Origin of the sequence: Burkholderia sp. BCC1993 (assembly GCF_905339865.1) — a bacterium.
Taxonomy (GTDB): Bacteria; Pseudomonadota; Gammaproteobacteria; order Burkholderiales; family Burkholderiaceae; genus Burkholderia.
On the sequence record NZ_CAJPGZ010000004.1, the window covers coordinates 230,958 to 252,891 of the forward strand.

The 21,934-nt window shown below is 68.5% G+C and carries 22 protein-coding genes; 11 read left to right on the top strand and 11 right to left on the bottom strand.

The features are described from left to right. Nucleotides 1-20 precede the first annotated feature (20 nt). Nucleotides 21-581, top strand: coding sequence for a peptide-methionine (S)-S-oxide reductase MsrA (msrA, locus tag U4Y91_RS08130; protein ID WP_321804655.1), 561 nt, complete (start codon nt 21-23; stop codon nt 579-581). A 55-nt stretch (nt 582-636) separates the two neighbouring features. On the opposite strand, the gene U4Y91_RS08135 is transcribed toward msrA, so the two are convergent. The 3 genes from U4Y91_RS08135 to pdxH all read right to left on the bottom strand — a co-directional run bounded on the left by U4Y91_RS08135 (nt 637) and on the right by pdxH (nt 3,990). After that, on the bottom strand, nt 637-1,968 hold the full coding sequence (locus U4Y91_RS08135; RefSeq protein ID WP_321804656.1) for a DUF72 domain-containing protein: 1,332 nt from the start codon (nt 1,966-1,968) through the stop codon (nt 637-639). Between the two features lie 23 nt (nt 1,969-1,991). After that, the gene (locus tag U4Y91_RS08140; RefSeq protein WP_321804657.1) at nt 1,992-3,212 is read right to left on the bottom strand and encodes a cyclopropane-fatty-acyl-phospholipid synthase family protein; all 1,221 of its coding nucleotides are present in this window, start codon (nt 3,210-3,212) and stop codon (nt 1,992-1,994) included. A 133-nt stretch (nt 3,213-3,345) separates the two neighbouring features. Next, nucleotides 3,346-3,990, bottom strand: a complete 645-nt coding sequence (gene pdxH, locus U4Y91_RS08145; RefSeq protein WP_321804658.1) for a pyridoxamine 5'-phosphate oxidase — start codon at nt 3,988-3,990, stop codon at nt 3,346-3,348. A gap of 128 nt (nt 3,991-4,118) precedes the next feature. Between pdxH and tcdA the strand changes: the two genes are divergently transcribed. Then, nucleotides 4,119-4,976, top strand: coding sequence for a tRNA cyclic N6-threonylcarbamoyladenosine(37) synthase TcdA (tcdA, locus tag U4Y91_RS08150; RefSeq protein ID WP_044848556.1), 858 nt, complete (start codon nt 4,119-4,121; stop codon nt 4,974-4,976). A gap of 102 nt (nt 4,977-5,078) precedes the next feature. Here tcdA and trxA read toward each other — a convergent pair whose 3' ends face one another. Together trxA and U4Y91_RS08160 are read right to left on the bottom strand one after the other, a co-directional pair. Continuing rightward, entirely contained in the window at nt 5,079-5,927 is an 849-nt protein-coding gene (trxA, locus tag U4Y91_RS08155) for a thioredoxin (protein ID WP_321804659.1), read from the bottom strand. A gap of 53 nt (nt 5,928-5,980) precedes the next feature. Further along, a complete protein-coding gene (locus U4Y91_RS08160; RefSeq protein ID WP_321804660.1) occupies nt 5,981-6,862 on the bottom strand; it encodes a pirin family protein in 882 nt (293 codons plus the stop codon). 252 nt (nt 6,863-7,114) lie between these two features. Here U4Y91_RS08160 and U4Y91_RS08165 point away from each other — a divergent pair, with 252 nt between their 5' ends. Next, nucleotides 7,115-7,993 carry an EamA family transporter gene (locus tag U4Y91_RS08165; protein ID WP_321804786.1) on the top strand — a complete coding sequence of 293 codons (879 nt, stop codon included), beginning with the start codon at nt 7,115-7,117 and terminating at the stop codon, nt 7,991-7,993. A 45-nt stretch (nt 7,994-8,038) separates the two neighbouring features. Here the strand turns inward: U4Y91_RS08165 and U4Y91_RS08170 are convergent, their stop codons facing one another. Together U4Y91_RS08170 and tsaE are read right to left on the bottom strand one after the other, a co-directional pair. Continuing rightward, nucleotides 8,039-9,574, bottom strand: coding sequence for an N-acetylmuramoyl-L-alanine amidase (locus U4Y91_RS08170; protein WP_321804661.1), 1,536 nt, complete (start codon nt 9,572-9,574; stop codon nt 8,039-8,041). Next, nucleotides 9,556-10,107 carry a tRNA (adenosine(37)-N6)-threonylcarbamoyltransferase complex ATPase subunit type 1 TsaE gene (gene tsaE / locus U4Y91_RS08175; RefSeq protein WP_321804662.1) on the bottom strand — a complete coding sequence of 184 codons (552 nt, stop codon included), beginning with the start codon at nt 10,105-10,107 and terminating at the stop codon, nt 9,556-9,558. Before tsaE ends, U4Y91_RS08170 begins: the two co-directional genes overlap by 19 nt. A gap of 17 nt (nt 10,108-10,124) precedes the next feature. Between tsaE and queG the strand changes: the two genes are divergently transcribed. The 3 genes from queG (at nt 10,125) to xerD (ending at nt 12,865) form a co-directional block, all read left to right on the top strand. After that, the gene (queG, locus tag U4Y91_RS08180; RefSeq protein ID WP_321804663.1) at nt 10,125-11,360 is read left to right on the top strand and encodes a tRNA epoxyqueuosine(34) reductase QueG; all 1,236 of its coding nucleotides are present in this window, start codon (nt 10,125-10,127) and stop codon (nt 11,358-11,360) included. Between the two features lie 63 nt (nt 11,361-11,423). Next, the gene (locus U4Y91_RS08185) at nt 11,424-11,891 is read left to right on the top strand and encodes a methylated-DNA--[protein]-cysteine S-methyltransferase (RefSeq protein WP_321804664.1); all 468 of its coding nucleotides are present in this window, start codon (nt 11,424-11,426) and stop codon (nt 11,889-11,891) included. Beyond that, nucleotides 11,891-12,865: a site-specific tyrosine recombinase XerD gene (xerD, locus tag U4Y91_RS08190; protein ID WP_321804665.1), complete on the top strand. Its 975-nt coding sequence runs from the start codon at nt 11,891-11,893 to the stop codon at nt 12,863-12,865. Before U4Y91_RS08185 ends, xerD begins: the two co-directional genes overlap by 1 nt. Before the next feature lie 46 nt (nt 12,866-12,911). Here the strand turns inward: xerD and U4Y91_RS08195 are convergent, their stop codons facing one another. Further along, nucleotides 12,912-14,474 carry a class I adenylate-forming enzyme family protein gene (locus tag U4Y91_RS08195; protein WP_321804666.1) on the bottom strand — a complete coding sequence of 521 codons (1,563 nt, stop codon included), beginning with the start codon at nt 14,472-14,474 and terminating at the stop codon, nt 12,912-12,914. A 283-nt stretch (nt 14,475-14,757) separates the two neighbouring features. Here U4Y91_RS08195 and ybaK point away from each other — a divergent pair, with 283 nt between their 5' ends. Together ybaK and plsY are read left to right on the top strand one after the other, a co-directional pair. After that, complete coding sequence (gene ybaK, locus U4Y91_RS08200) at nt 14,758-15,249, top strand: Cys-tRNA(Pro) deacylase (protein ID WP_321804667.1); 492 nt, start codon at nt 14,758-14,760, stop codon at nt 15,247-15,249. 182 nt (nt 15,250-15,431) lie between these two features. Then, nucleotides 15,432-16,070, top strand: a complete 639-nt coding sequence (plsY, locus tag U4Y91_RS08205) for a glycerol-3-phosphate 1-O-acyltransferase PlsY (protein ID WP_321804668.1) — start codon at nt 15,432-15,434, stop codon at nt 16,068-16,070. Between the two features lie 118 nt (nt 16,071-16,188). Here the strand turns inward: plsY and U4Y91_RS08210 are convergent, their stop codons facing one another. Further along, complete coding sequence (locus U4Y91_RS08210; protein WP_014896235.1) at nt 16,189-16,674, bottom strand: YajQ family cyclic di-GMP-binding protein; 486 nt, start codon at nt 16,672-16,674, stop codon at nt 16,189-16,191. 136 nt (nt 16,675-16,810) lie between these two features. Between U4Y91_RS08210 and murB the strand changes: the two genes are divergently transcribed. After that, nucleotides 16,811-17,860, top strand: a complete 1,050-nt coding sequence (gene murB / locus U4Y91_RS08215) for a UDP-N-acetylmuramate dehydrogenase (protein ID WP_321804669.1) — start codon at nt 16,811-16,813, stop codon at nt 17,858-17,860. A 126-nt stretch (nt 17,861-17,986) separates the two neighbouring features. Here the strand turns inward: murB and argF are convergent, their stop codons facing one another. Then, nucleotides 17,987-18,916: an ornithine carbamoyltransferase gene (gene argF, locus U4Y91_RS08220; protein WP_044848569.1), complete on the bottom strand. Its 930-nt coding sequence runs from the start codon at nt 18,914-18,916 to the stop codon at nt 17,987-17,989. Between the two features lie 415 nt (nt 18,917-19,331). On the opposite strand from argF, the gene U4Y91_RS08225 reads away from it, so the two are divergent. Further along, complete coding sequence (locus tag U4Y91_RS08225) at nt 19,332-19,652, top strand: DUF3579 domain-containing protein (protein WP_321804787.1); 321 nt, start codon at nt 19,332-19,334, stop codon at nt 19,650-19,652. 147 nt (nt 19,653-19,799) lie between these two features. Here U4Y91_RS08225 and rpsT read toward each other — a convergent pair whose 3' ends face one another. Beyond that, the gene (gene rpsT / locus U4Y91_RS08230; RefSeq protein WP_006482211.1) at nt 19,800-20,072 is read right to left on the bottom strand and encodes a 30S ribosomal protein S20; all 273 of its coding nucleotides are present in this window, start codon (nt 20,070-20,072) and stop codon (nt 19,800-19,802) included. Nucleotides 20,073-20,376: 304 nt separating this feature from the next. Here rpsT and murJ point away from each other — a divergent pair, with 304 nt between their 5' ends. Continuing rightward, the gene (gene murJ, locus U4Y91_RS08235; RefSeq protein ID WP_321804670.1) at nt 20,377-21,927 is read left to right on the top strand and encodes a murein biosynthesis integral membrane protein MurJ; all 1,551 of its coding nucleotides are present in this window, start codon (nt 20,377-20,379) and stop codon (nt 21,925-21,927) included. Nucleotides 21,928-21,934 lie beyond the last annotated feature (7 nt).

Genomic DNA, 21,934 nt, shown 5'->3' on the forward strand with positions numbered 1-21,934 from the left:
TTCAACGAGGGAATGATTTCATGGTGAACGAGATGCTTGAAACCGCGACTGTGGGCGGCGGGTGCTTCTGGTGCACGGAGGCCGTGTTTCTCGACGTCGACGGCGTGACGGCCGTCCAGTCGGGCTATGCGGGCGGCCATACGCGCAATCCCGGCTATCGCGACATCTGCGACGGCGACACCGGTCACGCGGAGGCCGTGAACGTGACGTTCGATCCGGCGCGCATCGGTTATCGCGAGATCCTCGAGATCTTCTTCGCGACGCACGATCCGACCCAGCTGAACCGGCAGGGCAACGACGTCGGCACACAATACCGGTCGGTCGTGTTTACGCATTCCGACGCGCAGCGCGACGTCGCGCTCGACGTGATCCGCGAACTGGAGCGCGAGCAGGTGTTCGGGCAGCCGATCGTCACGCAGGTCGTGCCGCTCGACGGCAACTACTGGCCGGCCGAGGACTATCATCAGAACTATTACGCGCGCAATCCGGGGCAGGGCTACTGCTCGGTCGTGATCGGGCCGAAGCTCGCGAAATTCCGCCAGAAGTTCTCGCACCGGCTGAAGTCGCTGCGCGGCGCGTAATCGACGCGTAATCGGCGCGTCAGCCGCAAGCGTCGCGGGCTCCGCGCCGCGACCCCTACGCCGCCTCGCTGCGCCAGTGCGCGCACGCGGCGGCGATCTCGCGCGCGAGCGCGAGGCACGACAGCGGCGCGGAGCCTTCCGCCTTGTTGTTGATCGTGATGATCACCGGCTGTCCGGCCAGCGCGTAGCGCGCGGCCAGCTCGGCGAGCGCCGCGCGCGTGGCCGGATCCTCGTCGACGAGCTTGTCGAACGGCTCGTACTTCGCTTTCGCCTGTTCGTACTTGAAGCCGCCGTGCAGGCTCCAGCGCACGATCAGCGGGCCCGGCGCATCGCCGTCGAGCAGCGCGAGCGCAGCCGCCTGGCGCAGCGGGTCGGGCATCCGCGCGTGCAGGCCGACGCAGTAGCGCACGCCGAGCGCCGCGAGCGCGCGGATGAAGCGCGGCGTGAGCAGGCTCGCGTCGCGGATCTCGATCGCGTAGCGCGTGCCGTCGGCGTCCGGCGGCAGCGGCGGCAATGCCGCGAAGAACGCCGACAGCCGGTCGATCAGCGCGGCCGGCTCGGCGAGCAGTTGATCGGGCATCGGCGAGAACTGGAACACCAGCACGCCGGCCTTCCTGCCGAGCCCTTCGAGGCACGGCTGCACGAATTCCCGGGTCGCGAGCGGCGCGTCGAGGAAGGTCGGGTTCGGGCCCGACGGCTCGCCGCGCCTGCCGCGCACGACCGCGTCGGTGACGGACGCCGGCGCCTTCACGACGAAGCGGAAGTCGTCCGGCACCTGTTGCGCGTAGCGCAGGTAATCGGCCACCGACAGCGGCCCGTAGAACGACCGGTCGAGGCTCACGCTCTTCAGCAGCGGATGCGCGCCGTACGCCTCGAGCCCTTCGCGCGACAGCTTCGTCTGCGCGAAATCGCCGTCGTAGACGATGCCGTCCCAGCCGGGGAAATACCACGACGACGTGCCGAGCCGCACATTGGGCGGCAGCGCGGCCGCGGCGGCGGCGACTTCCGCGGAAACCGGGGCGGGCGGCACGCCGCGCCGGCGCCGGCTTTTCTTCGGCGGCGCGGCCGGTGGAGACGGCTCGTCCCACAGCAGGCCGGAGGCAGGGGGCGGTTCCGCCGGTTCCTGGTCGGCGGAAGGGCGGGGCGATGCACGGCCGGGGCGCGCGGGCGACTTTGCCGGCCGCGCAGTGTCGTGTTCGTCCGGCGTCACGCGTTCGCCGGCGCCGGCAGGGTTGTCGTCATCCGCGGGCGCAGCCGCGCGCGCGTCGTCGGGCGACGCGCCACCGCCACCGAACAGGTCGAACTGCCCGTCGGCGTGCGATTCGTCCGGTTCGTCGCGCTGCTGTCGTTGCGGCGGCGTGTTGCGCCGCGTCCTGCCGTCACCCATGCATGCCCAGCGTGAAGTGCCGCCTAGCGCGGCAGCGTGTGTTCGTACATGTAGCGCCGCGACCACGGCAGCGTTTTCGCGCTGCGTCCGGCCTTGCGGCACACGATCTGGAAGATCGACACGTCGTCGTGCTCGAACGCATACGCGCAACCGGCGAGGTACACGCGCCAGATGCGGAATTTCTCGTCGTCGACGAGCGCGCGCGCCTGGTCCGCCTTCGCCTCGAAGTTCTCGGTCCAGATGTCGAGCGTGCGCGCATAGTGCCGCCGCAGGCTTTCGACGTCAATCGCCTCGAGCCCGCCGCGCTGCGCCGCTTCGAGCGCGAGGCTGACGTGCGGCAGCTCGCCGTCCGGGAACACGTAGCGGTCGATGAATTCGCCGCCGCCGAGCGCCGTTTCGCCGCTTTCCGCGTCGGTCGACGTGATCCCGTGGTTCATCGCGATGCCGTCGTCGGTCAGCAGGTCGTGCACGCGCGAGAAATAGAGCGGCAGGTTCTTGCGGCCGACGTGCTCGAACATCCCGACGCTCGTGATGCGGTCGAACTGCCCGTCGATCTCGCGGTAGTCCTGCAGGCGGATCTCGATCTTGTCCTCGAGCCCGGCGGCTTTCACGCGCGCGGTCGCGAGATCGAACTGGTTCTGCGACAGCGTCACGCCCAGGCACGTCGCGCCGAACTTCTGCGCGGCGCGCAGCACGAGCGCGCCCCAGCCGCAGCCGATGTCGAGCAGGCGCTGGCCGGGCTCGAGCTGGATCTTGGTCAGGATGTGGTCGATCTTCTTGATCTGCGCGGTCGCGAGATCCTCGTCGCCGTTCTCGAAGTACGCGCACGAGTACACCATGTTCTCGTCGAGCCACAGCTGGTAGAACTCGTTCGAGACGTCGTAGTGATACTGGATCGCCTTCCGGTCGGTGTTCTTCGTGTGATTGAAGTAGCGCCTCACGCGCGCGAGCTTGCTCGCGCTGGTGACCGTGCTGCGCGCGAGCGAATAGCTGATGTTGATGATGTCCGACAGCCGGCCTTCGATGTCGATCTTGCCCTTCACGTACGCCTCGCCGAGATTGTCGAGGCTCGGTTCGAGCAAGAGCGGCAGCGCCGACGCGCTGTTGACCTTCAGCGTGACCTGCGGCGCGCTGAAGGTGCCGAAATCGAGTTGATCGCCGTTCCACAGCACGAGGCGCGCCGGTATGTTCGCTTTCGCCCGTACCTCGTCCGCCCACTGTGCCAGCTTCTTTTCCCAGAACATTTGGATTCTCCGTTTGTTCGTTGAATCGAATACAGCCAAGTATCTTGACCGGCGCCCGCCTCCTGCGAGGCGGGCGCCCGGATGCAACACGAGACACGGCCGGCGAGCGCCGGCACCGCGGCCGCAGTTCGGCTTACGGCGACAGGCGCGAGATCGTCCAGCCCGACGCCGCAGCGGCGTCGCGCGTATAGAGCAGGCGGTCGTGCAGCCGCGACGGGCGGCCCTGCCAGAACTCGATCGCGTCGGGCACGACGCGATAGCCGCCCCAGTGCGGCGGGCGCGGCGGGTTCTCGCCGTAGCGTTCGGCCACGTCCTTCTCGCGCGCTTCGAGCGTCGCGCGGCTGTCGATCACGGCGCTCTGCTCGGACGCCCACGCACCGATGCGCGAGCCGAGCGGGCGCGACGCGAAATAGCGGTCGCTTTCGTCGGCGCTGGTTTTCTCGATCCGGCCCTCGATGCGCACCTGGCGCTCGAGCTCGATCCAGTAGAACAGCAGCGCTGCTTGCGGATGGGCGGCGAGGTCGCGCCCCTTGCGGCTTTCGTAATTGGTGAAGAAGACGAACCCGCGTTCGTCGACAGCCTTGATGAGCACGATGCGTGCCGACGGCCGGCCGTCGTCGCCGACGGTGGCGAGCGTCATCGTATTGGGCTCGGGGAGCTTGGCGGCGAGCGCCTCCTTGAACCAGCGATCGAACTGGGCGAAGGGGTCGGGGGCGGCATCGGCTTCGTCGAGCGAAGCACGCGAATAGTTGATGCGGAGATCGGCGAGAGTCGTCATGTTATGCAAACGCTTCAATCTGGGGCCAGTATAGCGAACGCGCGAGAATCGTGCGTGCACAGTGGCGCGTGCCGGCGGGGAGTTCAGGCAAAATAGAGGGCTGCTCGACTTACGTTTTCCTTGCTGCCATGTCCGCTGCCGACACCGCCCCGCTCAGTTCCTCTGATCTTACCCCGACCCCGACAATCCAGCTTGACGTGGATCGCGAGCGCCGCTTCGGCGGCATCGCGCGGCTGTACGGCGCCCCGGCGCTCGCCGCGTTCGAGGGCGCGCACGTGGCCGTGATCGGCATCGGCGGCGTCGGGTCATGGACGGCCGAGGCGCTCGCGCGCAGCGCGATCGGCACGCTGACGCTGATCGATCTCGACAACGTCGCCGAAAGCAATACGAACCGGCAGATCCACGCGCTCGACGGCAATTACGGCAAGCCGAAGGTCGACGCGATGGCCGAGCGGATCGCGCTGATCGATCCCGCGTGCCGCGTGAACCGGATCGAGGATTTCGCGGAGCCCGACAACTTCGACGCGCTGCTTGGCGGCGGCTTCGACTACGTGATCGACGCGATCGACAGCGTGCGCACGAAGGTCGCGCTGATCGCGTGGTGCGTCGCGAAAGGGCAGCCGCTCGTCACGGTCGGCGGCGCAGGCGGGCAGCTCGACCCGACGCGCATCCGCATCGACGATCTCGCGCTGACGATCCAGGATCCGCTGCTCTCGAAGGTGCGTGCGCAGTTGCGCAAGCAGCACGGCTTTCCGCGCGGGCCGAAGGCACGCTTCAAGGTCAGCGCCGTGTATTCGGACGAACCGCTGATCTATCCGGAAGCGGCCGCCTGCGACATCGAGGATGGCGCGGAGCCATCCACCGCCGCGCATGTCGCGGGGCTCAACTGCGCGGGGTTCGGTTCGAGCGTGTGCGTGACCGCGAGCTTCGGTTTCGCGGCCGCCGCGCATGCGTTGCGGGCGATCGCGGCGCGGGCCGCGGGTTGATCGGGGCGTCGATCGACGCGCAAAGGAATGTTGCGGCGCGGCAGACCCGCCGCGCGCGACAAGGCGAGTCGGCCGGGCCCTCGCGGCCCGGCCGATCGTTCGTCAGTTGAGCGCCATGCTCAGCTTGCGCCGCCACGCGGCGACGAGTTCAGGGCGATCGCCCGCCAGCTCGAACACCGAGATCATCGTGCGGCGGCCGAGGTCGTCGCCATACGCGCGGTCGCGCAACACGATTTCCAGCAACTGCTCGAGCGCGCCTTCGTACGCACGGCGCGCGATCAGGCTCTGCGCGAGGTCGAAGCGTGCCTCGAGATCGGCGGGGTTCGCCGCGATGCGCGCCTCGAGCGCGTCGGTCGGCGGCAGGTCGGCCGTCGCGTCGAGCGCATCGAAACGGGTCTTGATCGCCTGGTAGCGCGGATCGGTGCCCTCCACGGTCTGCGGCGACAGGCGTTCGGCCTCGGCGCGCGCGGCGTCCACCTGGTTGTTCGCGAGCAGCAGTTCGATCAGGTCGAGCCGCGCGTCGTCGAAGCCGGGGTTCAGCGCGAGCGCCGCTTCGAGGTGGGTGATCGCATCGTCGTAGCGCGATTCGGCGATCGCGTATTGTGCGGCGCGGCGCTCGGCTTCGTCGGGCGCGGGTAGCAGCCGGTCGAGGAACGCGCGCAACTGGCCTTCCGGCAGCACGCCGATGAACTGGTCGACGGGGCGCCCGTCGGCGAACGCGATCACGTGCGGGATGCTGCGCGTCTGGAAGTGCGCGGCGAGCTCCTGGTTCTCGTCCACGTTCACCTTCACGAGCTTCCAGCGGCCTGCGTAGTCGGCTTCGAGCTTTTCGAGCAGCGGACCGAGCGTCTTGCAGGGGCCGCACCACGGCGCCCAGAAGTCGACCAGCACGGGCGTGTCCAGCGACGCCTCGATGACGTCTTTCTCGAAAGTGGCAAGCGTGGTGTCCATGTCGTTCTCTTTCGGTTCGAATGTCGTCAGGATGGGGGCGGCGCGCCCCTTTTTCAACGCGGCTTCGACTCGGGCAGCGGAATCCACTCGGTTTCGCCGGGCACCTTGCCCATTTCCTGGTTCGTCCACGCCTGTTTCGCGCGCTCGATCGCGTCGCGGCTGCTGGCGACGAAGTTCCATTCGATGAAGCGCTCGCCGTCGATCTTGTCGCCGCCCAGCAGCATCGCGCGCGCGCCGTTGCCGCTCGCGAGCGTGGCGGTGGCGCCCGGTGCGAGCACGGCCATCTGCTCGGCCGGCACCGGCGTGCCGTCGATCGAGAGGTCGCCTTCGACCACGTAGACCGCGCGCTCCTCGTGCGACGCGTCGAGTTCGAGGCGGCCGCCGGCCGCGAATTCGGCGGCGACGTACAGCGTGCGCGAGAACGTCGTGACGGGCGAGCGCAGGCCGAACGCGTCGCCGGCGATCACCGTCAGCGACACGCCGTTCTCGTCGCGCTTGGGCAGCGTGTCGGCCGCATGGTGCTCGAACGACGGCTCGGTGGTCTCGTTGGCAACCGGCAGCGCGACCCAGGTCTGGATCCCGTGCACCGTGTGGCCGCTCGCGCGCTGCGCGTCGGGCGTGCGCTCCGAGTGGACGATGCCGCGGCCGGCCGTCATCCAGTTCACGTCGCCCGGCACGATCTCCTGCAGCGAGCCGAGGCTGTCGCGGTGCAGGATCGCGCCGTCGAACAGGTAGGTGACGGTGGCGAGCCCGATATGCGGATGCGGGCGCACGTCGAGCCCGGTGCCGGCCGGCAGCGTCGCGGGCCCCATGTGATCGAAGAAGATGAACGGGCCGACGAGGCGTGCGGCGAGCGCGGGCAGCGTGCGGCGCACCTGCAGGTTGCCGATGTCGCGGATGTGCGGCTTCAGCAGGGCTTTGATCGGATCGGTCATGGCGGGCCTCGTGGGGAACGGCGGGAATGCCGGTCATTGTACTGGCGGCACGGCGGTCACGCGTGCAACGGGGAACGCCGGATGCCCGCCGCGCCATGCGGCCGCGGGCAGGCACGCGTCATGCGGCGCGTCGATGGCGCCGTGCCTGGCGCCGATTCCATGTGCGCCGCGCGGGTATCGGGCCATGCGGCGAAATTCGGTAGACTGAACGGCTTCAGCAAACCATCCGACAAAATCGAGGAGACGCCGATGATGGCCCCGAAGGACTTGCTGCTCGCGCTGGTCGTGATCCTGGCGTGGGGCGTGAACTTCGTCGTGATCAAGGTCGGCCTGCACGGCATGCCGCCGATGCTGCTCGGCGCGCTGCGCTTCACGCTCGCCGCGGTGCCCGCGGTGTTCTTCGTGCGCCGGCCGCAGATTCCGTGGCGCATGCTGATCCTGTACGGCGCGACAATCCAGCTCGGCCAGTTCGTGTTCCTGTTTACCGGCATGTACGTCGGCATGCCGGCCGGCCTCGCGTCGCTCGTGCTGCAGTCGCAGGCGTTCTTCACGCTGGTGTTCGCGATGCTGTTCCTCGGCGAGCGGCTGCGCGTGCAGAACCTGGTCGGGCTCGCGATCGCCGCGGCCGGACTCGTTGTGATCGCGGCGCAGGGCGGCCGCGCGATGACGCTCGCGGGCTTCCTGCTGACCCTCTGCTCGGCCGCGATGTGGGCGTTCGGCAATATCGTCACGAAGAAGGTGGGCAAGGCCAACCTGGTGTCGCTCGTCGTGTGGGCGAGCCTCGTGCCGCCGGTGCCGTTCTTCCTGCTGTCGCTGTGGTTCGAGGGGCCGCAGCGGATCGAGGCCGCGCTGCTCGGGCTGAACGGCGCGTCGATCTTCGCGGTCGTCTATCTCGCGTTCGTCGCGACGCTGGTCGGCTACGGCTTGTGGAGCCGCCTGATGTCGCGTTATCCGGCCGCCCAGGTCGCGCAGTTCTCGCTGCTGGTGCCGATCGTCGGGCTCGCGTCGTCGGCGCTGTTGCTCGACGAGCAACCGACGGGCGCGCAGCTGATCGGCGCCGCGCTCGTGATGGGCGGGCTCGCGGTGAACGTGTTCGGCGGGAAGCTCGCGCGCCGCTTCGCGGCGTCGTGACGCGCCGGCACGCAGCGCGTGCCGGCGGCGGGGAAGGGCGGCCGGTCAGGCCATCCGGCTCTTCGCGAGCGGCGGATTCGCAGCGAAGTAACGCTTGATGCCGCGGAAGATCGCGTCGGCCATCTCGTCGCGGTAGCTGTCGTCGTTGAGCCGGCTTTCCTCTTCCGGATTGCTGATGAACGCCGTCTCGACGAGGATCGACGGAATGTCGGGCGCCTTCAGCACCGCGAACCCGGCCTGCTCGACCGAGCCCTTGTGCAGCTTGTTGATGCCGCCGACTTCCTTCAGCACGTAGTTGCCGTAGCGCAGCGAATCGCGGATCTGCGCGGTCGTCGACATGTCGAACAGCGCGCGGCTGACTGCCGCGTCCTGGGTCTTGATGTTGATGCCGCCGATCAGGTCGGACGAGTTCTCCTTGTTCGCGAGCCAGCGCGCCGCGGCGCTCGACGCGCCGTGGTCGGACAGCGCGAACACCGACGAGCCGCGCGCGGACGGCGTCGTGAACGCATCGGCGTGGATCGACACGAACAGGTCGGCGCCGACGCGGCGCGCCTTCTGCACGCGCACGTTCAGCGGCACGAAGAAGTCGGCGTCGCGCGTCATCATCGCGCGCATGTTCGGCGCGCCGTCGATCTTCGCGCGCAGCTTCTTCGCGATGTCGAGCGCGATGTGCTTCTCGTACGTGCCGCCGCCGCCGATCGCGCCCGGATCCTCGCCGCCGTGGCCCGGATCGATCGCGACCGTCAGCAGGCGCACGGTGCCGCCCTTGCCGGATTTCGGCGCGGTGAACTTGTAGGTGTCGCCGTCGTCTTCGCTGTCGTCGCGGCGCGCGATGACGGGCGGCGGCTTGACGGCCGGCTTCGCGGGCGTGGCAGGCGAAGACGGCGTCGCGGCGGCCGGCGGCGTGCGCGGCGCGGCCGGGGTGTTCTGCGCGAAGCGCTGGAAGAACGCGTCGCTGTTGTCGTTGCCCGCGACGGGCGGCGTCGCCGGCCCGTTCAGCGCGCTCGGCGGCTGCACCTGCTGCGCGCGCGCGGTGTCGTTGAGCGCCTGTTCCTTGCGTTCCGTCTGCGCGATCAGGTCGGTCAGCGGATCGGGCGCGATGGCCGGATACAGGTCGAACACGAGCCGGTACTTGTAGGTGCCGACCGGCGGCAGCGTGAACACCTGCGGCTTCACCGAGCCTTTCAGGTCGAACACCATCCGCACCACGTGCGGCTGATACTGGCCGACGCGCACCGACTGGATCTGCGGATCGTTCGGCGCGATCTTCGACACGAGGTCCCGCAGCGCCTGGTCGAGATCGAGCCCGTTCAGGTCGACGACGAGCCGGTCGGGCCCCTGCAACAGCTGTTGACTATTCTGCAGCGGCTGGTCGGATTCGATCGTGACGCGCGTGTAATCGCGCGCAGGCCACACACGCACGCCGAGCACGGACGACGCGTGCGCGAGCCGCGGCGCGACGAGGCCGAGCACCAGCGTCGACGCGCCCGCGCACAGGATCTGGCGGCGCCGCCAGTTGTGCGTGGCGGTGGCCGCCGATTCGATCGAGCGGAACGGTTTGATCAACATCTTTTGAGACATGCCTTTCCTGAAGCGCTGTACGCACGGACGGTGAGGGCGCGGCCGTCGCCATCCACGTCGAGCGAGAAAACCAGATCGGGCACGCCGAGCAGGGGGCCCGCCTGCTGCGGCCATTCGACAAGGCAGATCGCGCTGGAATTGAAATACTCGCGAAAGCCTGCGTCGGACCATTCGGCCGGATCGTTGAATCGATACAGATCGAAGTGATAGACCTCGAGTTCCCCGTCGTCGCGTGCGAATGCGTACGGTTCGACGAGCGTGTAGGTCGGGCTGCGCACGCGCCCCGGGTGGCCGAGGCCGCGCAGGATCGCGCGTACGAGGGTCGTCTTGCCCGCGCCGAGGTCGCCGATCAGCTGGATCTGCAGCCCGTTGAACGCGTGCGCATGGGCGAGTTCGCTGCGCGCCGCGTCGAGCGCGCGCGCGAAGCGGGTGCCGAAGGCCTCGGTCGCCGCTTCGTCGGCGAGTGCGATCACGCGCTCCGCGAGCGGGGCGGGCAGCGTGTCGGCATGAGGCGTATGGGACGTGGCTGGCATTCTCGTAAAATAGTGCGATGAACCGATTACCGGAACTCGCCGCATCCGACAGGCCTTCGACTCGTGCCGAAGGCGCGGCGCCGTGCGCGCTCGATGATGCGACGTTGACTGCGCTCGCCGCGCGCATCAGGGCGTGGGGGCGCGAATTGGGTTTCGGGGCGATCGGCATCAGCGATACCGATCTCTCGGATGCCGAAGCAGGGCTCGCCGCCTGGCTGGAAGCCGGGTACCACGGCGAAATGGATTATATGGCGAAACACGGGACGAAACGCGCGCGGCCGGCCGAACTTGTGGCCGGTACGCGACGCGTGATCTCGGCGCGGCTCGCCTATCTGCCGGCCGAAACGCTTGCCGCCGACGCGCCCGATGCGTCATCCGGCGCACTTGTGCCGCATGACTGGCGCGCCCGCGAGCGCGCGCGTCTCGACGATCCGCAGGCGGCCGTCGTGTCGATCTACGCACGCGGCCGCGACTATCACAAGGTGCTGCGCAACCGGCTGCAGACGCTCGCGGAGCGCATCGAGCGCGAGATCGGCACATTCGGCTACCGCGTGTTCACCGATTCGGCGCCGGTGCTCGAGGTCGAGCTCGCGCAGAAGGCCGGGGTCGGCTGGCGCGGCAAGCATACGCTGTTGCTGCAGCGCGACGCGGGTTCGCTGTTCTTCCTCGGCGAAATCTACGTCGACGTGCCGCTGCCGACCGACGCGCAAACGGCGCCCGAGCGCGCGCCCGAGACGCCCGGCGCGCACTGCGGCAGCTGCACGCGCTGCATCGGCGCGTGCCCGACGGGCGCGATCGTCGAACCGTATCGCGTCGACGCGCGCCGCTGCATCTCGTACCTGACGATCGAACTGAAAGGCAGCATTCCGGAGCCGCTGCGGCCGATGATCGGCAACCGCGTGTACGGTTGCGACGACTGCCAGCTCGTGTGTCCGTGGAACAAGTTCGCGCAGGCCGCGCCCGTCGCCGATTTCGACGTGCGGCACGGGCTCGACCGCGCGACGCTCGTCGAGCTGTTCGCCTGGGACGCCGACGCGTTCGACACGCGGATGCAGGGCAGCGCGATCCGGCGCATCGGTTACGAAAGCTGGCTGCGCAATCTCGCGGTCGGGCTCGGCAATGCGTTGCGCGCGCCGGCCGATCGGCTCGCACCCGAAGCGCGCACCGCGATCGTCGCCGCGTTGCGCGCACGGGCCGACGATCCGTCGCCGGTCGTGCGCGAGCATGTCGAATGGGCGCTGCGCGCCGCATGAAGGCGGCGTAAAGTGTCGTCGGCGCGCGGCGGCGCCGCGTGTTTCACCGGTCAGGAGAAGCTCATGTTCAACGCAGTCATCGACGCGCCGTTCGGCAAGGTCGGCATCCGCACCGATGCCGCGGTGGTGCGCGAGATCGTCTATCTGCCCGGGTCGGTCAAGTCGGTCGATCCGGATTCGCCGCTCGCGAAGCGCGCGGTCGAGCAGATCGAACGGTATTTCGAGCGCGCGTCGGCGCGCTTCGACCTGCCGCTCGCCGACGTCGGCAGTGCATTCCAGCACCGCGTGTGGAACGTGATCAGCGACATTCCGCCGGGCACGGTGCTGACCTACGGGCAGGTCGCGAAGCGGATCGGCAGCGCGCCGCGCGCGGTCGGCCAGGCGTGCGGCGCGAACTATTTCCCGCTCGTGATCCCGTGTCATCGCGTCGTCGCGGCCGGTGGCCTCGGCGGTTTCGCGAACCACGACGACAATGGCTATTACCAGAAAGTGAAGCGCTGGCTGCTGGCGCATGAAGGCGTGCCGTACTGATGAGCGAACCGTTGCTTTCCCCCGACTCCGACTCCGATTCCGCGTCCGACGCCAGCGATGCCGCGGCCGCCGCATCGCCCGCGCTGCTCGCGAGCCGCGCGTCGATCGACGTGTTCTGCGATGCGCTGTGGCTGGAGCACGGGCTCGCGCGCAACACGCTCGATGCGTACCGGCGCGACCTGGCGCTGTTTTCGCAATGGCTGGCCGCGACGCACGACACGTCGCTCGACTCGGCCGACGAAGCGATGGTGACGGGCTACATCGCCGCGCGCAGCGACGGCAAGGCGACGTCGTCGAACCGGCGGCTGTCGGTGTTCCGGCGCTATTACGGCTGGGCCGTGCGCGAGCGTCACGCGAGCGCGGACCCGACGCTGCGGGTCACGTCGGCGAAGCAGGCCGCGCGGTTTCCGTCGACGCTGTCCGAGGCGCAGGTCGAGGCGCTGCTCGGCGCGCCCGACGTCGGCACGCCGCTCGGCCTGCGCGATCGCACGATGCTCGAGCTGATGTATGCGAGCGGGCTGCGCGTGAGCGAGCTCGTCACGCTGAAGACCGTCGAGGTCGGGCTCAACGAGGGCGTCGTGCGTGTGATGGGCAAGGGTTCGAAGGAACGGCTCGTGCCGTTCGGCGAAGTCGCGCACGGCTGGATCGAGCGCTATCTGCGCGACGCGCGGCCCGCGTTGCTCGGCGCGCGCGCGGCCGACGCGCTGTTCGTGACCGCGCGCGGCGACGGGATGACGCGCCAGCAGTTCTGGAACATCATCAAGCGCCACGCGCAGCAGGCCGACGTGCGCGCGCACCTGTCGCCGCATACGCTGCGGCACGCGTTCGCAACGCACCTGCTGAACCACGGCGCCGACCTGCGCGTCGTGCAGCTGTTGCTCGGCCACAGCGACATCTCGACCACGCAGATCTACACGCACGTCGCGCGCGAGCGGCTGAAGACGCTGCACGCGCAACACCACCCGCGCGGCTAGCGCGGCGCGCGCCGGCCCACGTGCCGGATGCGGCCGGCGCCGCGCGTCACGCGAGTTCGCGCAGCTTGTGCTTCAGCACCTTGCCCGTCGATGCGGCGGGCAGCGCATCGAGCACGCGGATGCGCGCGGGGCGCTTGTACGGCGCGAGCCGTTCCGCGCACCACGCCTGCAGCGCGGCCTCGGTCGCGGCCGCGCCCGGCACCAGCTCGACGAACGCGAGCACTTCCTCGTTGCCCTCGACCGCGCGGCCGACGACGGCCGCCTGCACGACGTCCGGGTGCGCGTTCAGCACCTGTTCGACCTCGACCGGATACACGTTGAAGCCCGAGCGGATGATCAGCTCCTTGCTGCGGCCCGCGATCGTCACCGAGCCGTCCGCTGCCTGGCGCGCGAGATCGCCGGTGCTGAGCCAGCCGTCCGGCGACACGGCCGCGCGCGTCGCATCCGCATTGCGGTAGTAGCCGAGCATCACGTTCGGCCCGCGCACGCGGATTTCGCCCACTTCGCCCGGCGGCACGTCGGTGCCGTCCGCTGCCACGATCCGCATCTCGACGCCGGGGATCGGCACGCCGACCGAGCAGTCGGTACGCGGCGCGTCGAGCGGCGTCTGCGTGATCGTCGGGCTGCTCTCGGTCATGCCGTAGCCGTTGTGCAGCGGCACGCCGTATACGCGCTCGACGCGCGCCTTCAGGTCGGCGTCGAGCGGCGAGCCGCCCGAATACGCGAAGCGCAGCCGCGGCGCGCGCCATGCGTGCGCGTGCGTGTGCAGGTGCTCGAGCAGTTTCGCGTGCATCGCGGGCACGCCCTGGAAGATCGTCACGCCTTCGTCGGCGAGCGCGACGCGCACGGCCTCCGGTGCGAAGCGCGGCGCGAGCCGTAGCGTCGCCCCCGCGTACAGGCTGCCGAGGCAGACCGACGCGAGCCCATACACGTGCGACACGGGCAGCACCGTATAGACGACGTCGTCGGGCGACACGCCGCGCAGTGCGCTCGACGTCGCCGCGATGAACAGCAGGTTGCGGTGCGACAGCATCACGCCTTTCGGCGTACCCGTCGTGCCGGTCGTGTAGATCAGCGCCGCGCACTGCGCGGCCCCGTCGGGTGCCACCGGCTCGCCGGGCGCGCTCGCGTCGACGCGGTACGACCACGCGCCGATGTCGACCGGCAGCGCGTCGGCGGGCGTCGCGTCGTGGCGCGCCGCGTGCGTGCGCGCATCGGGCGATGCTTCCGTCGCGAACGCGATCAGTTTCGGCCGCGCGTGCGCGGCGATTGCATCGAGCTCGCCGGCCGACAGCCGCGCGTTCGACACGAGCGCCCATGCGTCGACGCGCGCGGCCGCGAACAGCAGCACGATCTGCGCGACGCTGTTTTCCGCGACGATCATCACGCGATCGCCGCCGCGCACGCCAAGGCGCGCGAGCCGCTCGGCGGCCGCATCGACGGCCTGCGACAGCTCGCCGTACGACAGGCGGCGCGCGTCCTCGATCAGCGCCGGGTGCGCGGGCGCTTGCGCGGCCCGGCGGGCGGGCACGTCGGCGATGCGGCCGGGCAGCACGGCGAGCAGTGCCGCGACGTCGAGCGGCGCGGATGAGCGGACAGGCGAGGACATGGCGTCTCCAGAAGAAGGCCGTGCGGTGGCGCGGCGAGTTTTGCGAACGATCGTGCCATGGCGGCGGGCGCGCCACAATCGGTCAATCGGGCAATAGCACTTCGCGAGGTCCGCAATGATGACGACGCGGCGTGGCGACGGGTGCGCTCGCCCGGGACCCGGGGTCCCGGGCAGAGAAGGGTCGCGAGTATACCGCCGGTGCGCGGCACACCGCCGCGAACACCGAACGGTGCGATGGCGCGATGACGACCGCCCGCCGGTCATTCGCCATTAAAATGCCGCCATGAGCAAATCCAGACACGTGTCCGAGACACCCGCGACCCAGCTGCTGCGCCGCCATGGCGTCGCCTTCGGCGAGCATCCGTACGATTACGTCGAGCACGGCGGCACCGGCGAGTCGGCGCGCCAGCTCGGCGTCGACGAGCACAGCGTCGTGAAGACGCTCGTGATGGAGGACGAGCACGCGAAGCCGCTGATCGTGCTGATGCACGGCGACCGCACGGTGTCGACCAAGAACCTCGCGCGGCAGATCGGCGCGAAGCGCGTCGAGCCGTGCAAGCCCGACGTCGCGAACCGCCATTCCGGCTATCTGGTCGGCGGCACGTCGCCGTTCGGCACGCGCAAGACGATGCCCGTGTACGTCGAGTCGACCATCCTCGAATTGCCGGCGATCTACCTGAACGGCGGCCGCCGCGGCTACCTTGTCAGCCTCGCGCCGGCGGTGCTCTCGACGCTGCTCGGCGCGACGCCCGTGCAGTGCGCGAGCGTCGACTGAGGGTTTCACCTTCGTGGCAGGCCGCGCTCGTTCGGTAGAATGGGCGCCGTTTCGGCCGGTCGGCCCGCACGGCCGGCTGCCACGGCCTGCCGGCGGTTCGCCGCGGCGGCGCCTGCCCCATCGGGCCGGCCTGCCGTACCCGGCCGTCCCTTTACCGATTCGTTGAAAGAAGAGTTCTCCGCATGCAGATCCTGCTCGCCGCACTTGTTGCCTACCTGATCGGTTCGGTGTCGTTCGCCGTCGTCGTCAGCACCGCGATGGGCCTGGCCGATCCCCGTTCGTACGGGTCGAAGAATCCCGGCGCGACCAACGTGCTGCGCAGCGGCAACAAGAAGGCCGCGATCCTGACGCTCGTCGGCGACGCGTTCAAGGGCTGGTTCGCCGTCTGGCTCGCGCGGCACTTCGGGCTGTCCGACGTCGCCGTCGCGTGGGTCGCGATCGCCGTGTTCCTCGGCCACCTCTATCCGGTGTTCTTCCGCTTCCAGGGCGGCAAGGGCGTCGCGACCGCGGCCGGCGTGCTGCTCGCCGTGCACCCGGTGCTCGGCCTCGCGACCGCGCTGACCTGGCTGATCGTCGCGTTCTTCTTCCGCTATTCGTCGCTCGCGGCGCTGGTGGCGGCCGTGTTCGCACCGGTGTTCGACGTGTTCCTGTTCGGCACCGGCCACAACCCGGTCGCGTGGGCCGTGCTCGCGATGAGCGTGCTGCTCGTGTGGCGTCACCGCGGCAATATCTCGAAGCTGCTGGCGGGGCAGGAAAGCCGGATCGGCGACAAGAAGAAGGCAGCGTCCGACGGCGGCGCGCAGGACGGCGGGAAGGCCTGAGGAAGGGGATTGCCGCTGCCGCCCGCCGGGGCGTCCCGCATGCGGGGCCCGGCGGCGCGGCGTGACCGGTCGACGGCGCGGTCGACGGCGCGCTTGACGGCGCGGCCGACCGCGTCGATCAGTCGCGGAAGTTGTTGAAGTCGAGCGGGGTGTCGGTCACGTCCTTGCGCAGCATCGCGATCACGCTCTGCAGGTCGTCGCGCTTCGTGCCGGCCACGCGCACCGCGTCGCCCTGGATGCTCGCCTGCACCTTGATCTTGCTGTCTTTCACGAGCCTGACGATCTTCTTCGCGAGGTCGCCCGTCACGCCCTTCTTCACGGTGACGACCTGCTTGACCTTGTCGCCGCCGATCTTCTCGACCTTGCCGTAGTCGAGGAAGCGCACGTCGACGTTGCGCTTCGCGAGCTTGTTGATCAGCACGTCCTTGACCTGGCCGAGCTTGAAATCGTCGTCGGCGAACAGCGTCAGCTCGCGCTCCTTCTGCTCGACGCGCGCGTCGGAGCCCTTGAAGTCGAAGCGCGTCGAGATTTCCTTGTTCGACTGCTCGATGGCGTTCTTCACTTCGATCATGTTCGCTTCGGAAACGACGTCGAACGATGGCATGGCATTCTCCCTTGAGATGCGGGCGCCCGGCTGGCGCGCGGGCACTCGCTATAATTGCGGACTGTTTGCCATTTTACCGATGCCCCTCCGTTTGCCCAAGGCCGGCCGTATGCCCGCCCGGCGGACGTGACCGCGAATGCCGATGCCTCCTGACGATTCCGCCCTGTCGCTGCTCCCCGACCATCCGCTCGCCGCGCACAACACGTTCGGCATTGCCGCGAAGGCGCGCTTTGCCGCGCGCGTCACGCATGCGGCGCAGTTCGAGGCGCTGCACCGCGATCCGCGCGTCGCGTCGCTGCCGCAGCTCGTGCTCGGCGGCGGCAGCAACGTCGTGTTCACGCACGATTTCGACGGCGTCGTGCTGCTCGACGAGATCGCCGGCCGCCGCGTCGTGCGCGAGGACGACGACGCGTGGTACGTCGAGGCCGGCGGCGGCGAGACCTGGCACGCGTTCGTCGCGTGGACGCTCGAGCACGGGATGCCGGGCCTCGAGAACCTTGCACTGATTCCGGGCACCGTCGGCGCCGCGCCGATCCAGAATATCGGCGCGTACGGCCTCGAGATGAAGACCTATTTCGACTCGCTGGTCGCCGTCGAGCTCGCGACGGGGCGCAGCGAGCGCTTCGACGCCGCGCGCTGCGCGTTCGGCTATCGCGACAGCTTCTTCAAGCGGGAAGGGCGCGGCCGCTTCGCGATCGTCGCCGTGACGTTCCGGCTGCCCAAGCGCTGGACGCCGCGGCTCGGCTACGCGGACGTCACGCGCGAGCTCGACGCGCGCGGCATCGCGCCCGACGCGGCGACCCCGCGCGACGTGTTCGACGCCGTTGTCGCGATTCGCCGCGCGAAGCTGCCCGATCCGCTCGTGCTCGGCAACGCGGGCAGCTTCTTCAAGAATCCGGTGATCGACGTCGCGCAGTTCGACGCGCTGCGCGCACGCGCACCCGAAGTCGTGTCGTATCCGCAGCCGGACGGGCAGGTGAAGCTCGCGGCCGGCTGGCTGATTGACCGCTGCGGCTGGAAAGGGCGCGCGCTCGGCGCGGCGGCCGTGCACGACCGGCAGGCGCTCGTGCTGGTCAATCGCGGCGGCGCGACGGGCGCCGACGTGCTCGCGCTGGCGCGCGCGATCCAGGACGACGTGCGCGAACGGTTCGGCGTCGAGCTCGAACCCGAGCCGGTGTGGCTGTAACGCGGTTTTGCACCGCGCGGTTCATTCGCGTTCGTCCGACCCAACAAAAAAGCGCCGATCGACGATCGGCGCTTTTTTTCGCATGCCGCGCGGATGGCGGCGATGCGCGAGTAATGCGTGCCGCAGTCAGTGCTTGAGGCGGCCGAGCAGCAGGAACTCCATCAGCGCCTTCTGCACGTGCAGGCGGTTTTCCGCCTCGTCCCACACGACGCTCTGCGGGCCGTCGATCACGCCGGCCGTCACTTCCTCGCCGCGATGCGCGGGCAAGCAGTGCATGAAGAGCGCGTCGGGGTTCGCGTGCCCCATCATTTCCTCGTCGACGCACCAGTCGGCAAACGCCTGCTTGCGCGCTTCGTTCTCGGCTTCGAAGCCCATGCTCGTCCACACGTCGGTCGTCACGAGATCGGCGCCCTTGCACGCTTCGTTCGGATCGTCGAACACCTCGTAGAACGGTGCGCTGTCCGGCGCCACCAGCTTCATGTCGAGCGCATAGCCCGGCGGCGTCGACAGGCGCAGCTTGAAGCCGAGGATCTGCGCGGCTTCGATCCACGTGTACAGCATGTTGTTCGCATCGCCGACCCACGCGACCGTCTTGCCGGCGATCGGGCCGCGGTGCTCGTAGTACGTGAAGATGTCGGCGAGCACCTGGCACGGGTGATATTCGTTGGTCAGGCCGTTGATCACCGGCACGCGGGAGTTTTGCGCGAAGCGCGTGATCACGTCCTGCTCGAACGTGCGGATCATGATGATGTCGACCATCCGCGAGATGACCTGCGCGGAATCCTCGACCGGCTCGCCGCGGCCGAGCTGCGTGTCGCGCGTGCTCATGAACACCGCGTGGCCGCCGAGCTGGAAGATGCCGGCTTCGAACGACAGGCGCGTGCGCGTCGAGCTCTTCTCGAAGATCATCGCGAGCGTGCGGTCGTGCAGCGGGTGATAGGTCTCGTAGTTCTTGAATTTGCGCTTCAGGATACCCGTGCGTTCGAGCACGTACTCGTAGTCTTCCAGCGAGAAATCCTTGAACTGCAGGTAGTGACGAATGGTTTTGGCGGTCATGAAACGAAATACGGCGGGTCTGAACCGGCCGGCGGGGCCGGACGGCGCCGCCGTCGGGTGTGGATAACTCAAAGCAGCATAAAGGATTTTCTGTGCTTTGACGAGCCGCGACGAAAACCGGGTTGGGATCGTGGCGCACGCTGGAAGGCACCGGAAGAGGGGCGGCGAGACGACGCGCGATGCCGCGCTGCGGTATAATTCAAAAGTTTTCTCCAGCCCGGCAGGCAAGCCTCTTCGCGCTCTGCCGGACACAAGCCATGCGCTGCACAAATCCGGTGCGGCGCGCCGGCGGCACGCATCGACGGCCTGTTTTTCGGGATATCGAAGCGCGAGTGCCGCCGTCCGCTCGAGCTTTGTGTTCGCGTATCCGGGCGCTGTCGCCTGGACATCGCCGGGCCGTCACCTGGGTAACCACATGGCTGAAACCCCTCCGACCGAATTCTTCATCCAGGGCATTACGAAAGACGGGAAAAAGTTTCGCCCGAGCGACTGGTCGGAGCGTCTGGCCGGCGTGATGGCCTGCTTCGGGCCCGGTGCGAGCGGGCCGAATGCGCGCCTGAAATATTCGCTGTACGTGCGCCCGACGATGCTCGGCGACCTCAAATGCGTGATCCTCGATTCCCGGCTGCGCGACATCGAGCCGATGGCGTTCGATTTCGTGCTGAATTTCGCGAAGGACAACCACCTCGTCGTCACCGAGGCGTGCGAGCTGCCGGACTACCACGAGAAGAAGTGAGTTCGACGGGCGAGGGCGCATGCCGCGCCCCTGCCTGGCGGTCGTCCGGCGCGATGCGCGGGCGACGCACAGCAAAAAAGCCCGCCTAGGCGGGCTTTTTTGCGATCGCAGGAAACAGGAGCGCCCGCCGAAGCGGGCACACCGGATTTACGCTGCTGCCTGCAGGCCCTTGACGGCTGCGGCGAGGCGGCTCTTGCTGCGAGCGGCCTTGTTTTTGTGAACGATCTTCTTGTCGGCGATCGTGTCGATCGTCTTCACGGCAGCCTTGAACAGCTCGGCAGCCTTTGCCTGGTCGCCGGCTTCAACAGCCTTGCGAACCGACTTGATCGCGGTACGGAATTTCGAGCGCAGCGCCGAGTTGTGCGAATTTGCCTTCGCGGCTTGGCGGGCGCGCTTGCGTGCTTGTGCGGAGTTAGCCATGACGGTTCCTTATCCTGTCCTGTTTCCAGAGCTTGGAGCCTGACGGCCAAGCGCTGCTTTTCGATCCGTCCCCTGAGAGCGATTGCCCAGGGGCGCATAAAAAACGGTGATTTTAACCGAGGCCGAGACATGAAAACGACAGGCGCCGTGCATGTAACAGGCTCAGAAACCGGCGATTATAGCAACAAAATCAAGCGCGTGGCAAGGTCAACGTGACGTCGGCCGGACGGGGGCGCCTGCGACATGCGCCCTTTTCGCCATCCGCCCGTGCCGGGACACGCAACGTCCGTATAATAAGCGCCCCATGAATCTATTCCGAGCCCTGCTGACGGTCAGCGGCTTCACGCTGCTGTCGCGCGTGACCGGACTGGCCCGCGAGACGCTGATCGCCCGTGCGTTCGGCGCCAGTCAATACACCGACGCGTTCTACGTCGCTTTCCGCATTCCGAACCTGCTGCGCCGCCTGTCTGCCGAAGGCGCGTTCTCGCAGGCGTTCGTGCCGATCCTGGCCGAATTCAAGAACCAGCAGGGGCACGATGCGACCAAGGCGCTCGTCGACGCGATGTCGACCGTGCTCGCGTGGGCGCTCGCCGTGCTGTCGGTCGTCGGGATCGCCGGCGCGTCGTGGGTCGTGTTCGCGGTCGCGTCCGGCCTGCATACCGACGGGCAGGCGTTCCCGCTCGCGGTCACGATGACGCAGATCATGTTCCCGTACATCGTGTTCATCTCGCTGACGACGCTCGCGTCCGGCGTGCTGAATACCTACAAGAGCTTCTCGCTGCCGGCGTTCGCGCCGGTGCTGCTCAACGTCGCGTTCATCGCCGCGGCCGTGTTCGTCGCGCCGCACCTGAAGGTGCCGGTCTACGCGCTCGCGTGGGCCGTCATCGTGGGCGGCGTGCTGCAGTTCATCGTGCAGCTGCCGGGGCTGAAGAAGATCGACATGGTGCCGCTGATCGGCCTCAACCCGGTGCGCGCGCTGCGTCATCCCGGCGTGAAGCGGGTGCTCGCCAAGATGGTGCCCGCGACGTTCGCGGTGTCGGTCGCGCAGCTGTCGCTGATCATCAACACCAACATCGCGTCGCGGCTCGGGCAGGGTGCGGTATCGTGGATCAACTACGCCGACCGCCTGATGGAGTTCCCGACCGCGCTGCTCGGCGTCGCGCTCGGCACGATCCTGCTGCCGAGCCTGTCGAAGGCGCACGTCGACGCCGATTCGCAGGAGTATTCGGCGCTGCTCGACTGGGGGCTGCGCGTCACGTTCCTGCTCGCGGCGCCGAGCGCGCTCGCGCTGTTCTTCTTCGCGACGCCGCTCACCGCGACGCTGTTCAACTACGGCAAGTTCGACGCACATACGGTCACGATGGTCGCGCGCGCGCTCGCGACCTACGGGATCGGTCTCGTCGGCATCATCCTGATCAAGATCCTCGCGCCGGGCTTCTACGCGAAGCAGGACATCAAGACGCCGGTGAAGATCGCGATCGGCGTGCTGATCGTCACGCAGATCTCGAACTACGTGTTCGTGCCGCTGATCGGCCATGCGGGCCTCACGCTGAGCATCGGCGTCGGTGCCTGCCTGAACTCGCTGCTGCTGTTCCTCGGGCTGCGCAAGCGCGGCATCTACCAGCCGTCGCCCGGCTGGCTGCGCTTCTTCGTGCAGCTGATCGGCGCGGCACTCGTGCTCGCGGGCCTGATGCACTGGTGCGCGATCAACTTCGACTGGGCCGGCATGCGTGCGCAGCCGCTCGATCGCATTGCACTGATGGCCGCGTGCCTCGTGCTGTTCGCTGCACTATATTTCGGTATGTTGTGGGTGATGGGCTTCAAATACGCTTACTTCAGAAGGCGCGCCAAGTGACGACCGC